The organism is Xanthomonas sp. JL1 (assembly GCF_038405005.1).
On sequence record NZ_JBBYGR010000077.1, the window covers coordinates 28,941 to 32,411 of the forward strand.

The 3,471-nt window shown below is 62.4% G+C and carries 3 protein-coding genes; all 3 read right to left on the reverse strand.

Features of this window, described 5'->3' with window-relative positions; all coding sequences use genetic code 11:
* Window positions 1–145 precede the first annotated feature (145 nt).
* On the reverse strand, window positions 146–2,539 hold the full coding sequence (locus tag WJW29_RS17355) for a methyl-accepting chemotaxis protein (protein ID WP_012444601.1): 2,394 nt from the start codon (window positions 2,537–2,539) through the stop codon (window positions 146–148).
* An 84-nt stretch (window positions 2,540–2,623) separates the two neighbouring features.
* Entirely contained in the window at window positions 2,624–2,929 is a 306-nt protein-coding gene (locus WJW29_RS17360) for a hypothetical protein (protein ID WP_011408843.1), read from the reverse strand.
* Between the two features lie 260 nt (window positions 2,930–3,189).
* Window positions 3,190–3,471: IS5/IS1182 family transposase (locus WJW29_RS17365; RefSeq protein ID WP_075250873.1), on the reverse strand; the 282-nt coding region annotated here is incomplete at its 5' end.

Sequence of the window (3,471 nt, forward strand, 5' to 3'; positions counted from 1 at the left end):
GGGGCGGGCGTTTGCTGGCCATTGCAAGCCCAACGCCCGCCATCCGGCATTCCGCAGCACTGTGCGCGCGGTGATCAACGCAGATGCAGTGCCCAGATGCACAACGCCCCGGCCGTGCCGGGGCGTTGTGGGTGACAGCGGTGAATCAGAACTCTTGCCAGTGACCGTCGGCCAACGCGGCCTGGGATGTGGCAGGCCGCGCCGCGGTGGCCGCTGCCCGCGCTAGCGGCTTGGCGGCGGCGCCTTTCACTGCAACCGGGCGCGAGGCGATCGGCCGCACGCGTGCGGTCTGCGCAACCGGCGCAGCCGATTCGTCCAGTTTGAACACCGACACCGCTTCGGCCAGGTGACCGGCCTGCTCTTCCATCGAACGGGCGGCGGCGGTGGCTTCTTCCACCAGCGCAGCATTCTGCTGGGTGGTTTCGTCCATCTGGGTGATGGTCTGGTTGACCTGCTCGATCCCGGACGACTGCTCCTGCGAAGCCGCAGAAATCTCCCCCATGATGTCGGTCACGCGCTGCACGCTGGCCACGATCTCGGCCATGGTGGCACCGGCCTTGCGGACCAGTGCCGAGCCTTCGGCCACCTTGTGCACGGAATCGTCGATCAACCCCTTGATCTCCTTAGCCGCACCGGCCGAACGCTGTGCCAGCGTACGCACTTCGGAGGCGACCACGGCAAAGCCGCGACCCTGCTCGCCGGCACGTGTCGCTTCCACCGCTGCATTCAGCGCCAAGATATTGGTCTGGAACGCGATGCCATCGATGACGCTGATGATGTCGGCGATCTTCCTGGACGAGGCTTCGATGCCGGACATGGTGGTGACCACCTGCGACACCACTTCACCGCCTTGCGAGGCCACGCCGGTGGCGCCGATGGCAAGCTGGTTGGCCTGACGGGCGCTCTCGGCGTTCTGCTTGACGGTGGAGGTGAGCTCCTCCATCGAGGCGGCGGTTTCTTCCAGGTTGGCGGCCTGCTGCTCGGTGCGATGCGACAGGTCGCTGTTGCCCGAAGCAATTTCGCCAGCGGCTGCGTTGATCGCACCGGACGACAGCTTGATGTGGCCAACGATGTCGGCCAGCTGCTCGGCGGTGGCATTGGCATCGTCACGCATCTGCGCGAACACGCCGCTGAACTCGCCATGCATGCGCACGGTCAGGTCGCCACGCGACAGCGCGGACAACAGGGCCGAGATATGCTCCAGGCTGCCGGCATTGGCATCCAGCAAGCCGTTGAGCTGCTGCGCCAGCTGCAGGAAGAAACCCTGCTTGCCGTCGGTTTCCACGCTGCCGCTCATGTCGCCGCTGGCAGCGTCACGCACGATACGCGCAACTTCTTCTTCGACCTGGACTTCGATGGTGCGGTCGCGCCATTCGCAGACTTCGCCGCTGGTCTCGCACTGTTCGTTCTTGATGGCGGTGACTGTCTGTGCCAGCACCACTTCGCCGAAGCGCTCTTCGAAGCTGGTGACACCAACGCGTTCCAATGCGGCAATGGCCTTGCGCACGGTCGCATCCGACAGACCCAGGTAGCTGATGTGCTGGCCGATGACCTTGCTGGCGTCGAATTCGGGCGATGCCAGGCGGATGCTGCTTTCGTACTGCGCCACGATCTTCTTGAAGGCGTCGTTGGCGTAAATCATGACGCGCTCGGGATCGGTGATGAAGGTGCCGGTCGAGGACGTGTCCAACGCAGTACGAATGCGCAGGTTTTCGTCGGCAATCCTCTGGTCGCGTTCGATGCGCTCTTTCAGGTCGCGCTGCATGCGCTGCATGCGCTGCATGGAGCGCATCAATTCGCCCACTTCGTCCTGGCCCTGCACGTTGATCTGGCCGTCCAGCTTGCCGCCGGCGATTTCGGTGGCGGCGGTGACCGCGCCGCGCATGCTCTTGACGATGGAACGGGCAAACAGGAACGCCAGGCCCAGGCCGCCGGCAATGCCGATCAGCAGCACCATCACGGTCAGCGAGACGGAGGTGGCGTGGACCTTTTCGGCCTTGGTCTTGGCAGCCTGCGCGAGCATGTTGTCTTCGGCGATCAACGCAGCCAGCGAATCCTTGGCCTTGTTGTGCAGGGTGCGGGTTTCACCGACGAAGGTGTCGACGGCATCGTCGGGCAGATTGAGTTCGATCATTTCAGCGACGCTGGCGTAGGAGGCCGAAGCCTTCTTCCAGTCGGCCACGAACACGTCGAACAGCTTCTTCTGCTGCGGGCTCTCGATCAGGCGCGGGTAGCCCTTGATGGTGGCTTCGATCTTGCCGTTGAGCTTGTTGGAGCGAACCTTGGCTTCCTGCTTGACCGAATCGCTGGCGCGCACCAGGTTCTGGTAAGCCGCGTTGCGGTATTCGCCGAGCATACCGCGCAGATCGCCTGCCTCGCGCACGCTGGACATGGTATTGCCGGCCAGATCGCGGGTGACGTTATTGAGCGAGGCCAGGCCCGAATAGGCGATGATGCCCTGGACGAGCATGATCAGCAGCACGATGCCGAACGCCAGCATCAGCTTGGGCATCAATTTCAGATTGTTGATCCATTGCATTGACACGATTCCCCCGTGGACGTCAGTTCGCATGGCCGCAACAGCACATCGCCACGCGCGGGGGCGTGGCGATGTGCGAGGCGCTTACTTGATGGTGGCGAGCTTCAGACTGGCCGCGGAGCTGACTTCGATTTCGGCACGCGAGTTGTCGCGCTGGATCTTGCCGAGGACGCAGACGTCCTTGCCTTCGAGCGTTTCCGGGGCGAAGCTGAACTTGCCGAGGTTGGCGCCGTCGATGCGTGCGGAGAAGGTGTGACGCGGGAACATGCCGCCCATGTACAGGAAGGTGGGTTCACCTTCGGAGCTCTGCGCGTACTTGGCCTTTTCGACCTTGCCGCACACCATGCCGTCCTTGCCAACGAAGCGCGTCGCCATTTCCGGCGGAATCATTTCCTGCGACTGGGCCAACAGCGAGGGGGGGCAACAATCACCAGAGCAGCAACAGGGAGCAGCGAGAGCAGGAACTTCATTGAGATTCTCCAGAAATCAAAAGTCGAGCGGTGCCCCGTTGTGTGGAAGCGGGCTTCCATTCAGCTACCGGCTAGCCGCCGTTCAACTTGAATCCCGAAAACGTGATTTATCTCTCACTTCAATAGAGTGCGTCGTTGCGAATGGGGAGACTCCCGACACGCAATGCTCTTAGAACCTGTTCACGATCTCCTGAGCAGCAGTGCCAGGAACGCCAGGTGGATGAACTGCAAGCTGGTATTGAGCCTTCGCTCGCAGTTCTTCCATAGCCTCCGGTTCTTCTCCAGCCAGGCAAAGCTGCGTTCGACACTCCAGCGCTTGGGCATGACCTTGAAGGTATGCAGCTCGCTGCGCTTGGCAATCTGTACGGTGACATGCTTGCCTAGAATGTCCTGTACGCCCTCGGCGAAGGGATCTCCGGTGTAGCCGCTGTCGCACAGCAGGCGTTTCACCCGACCTAAACC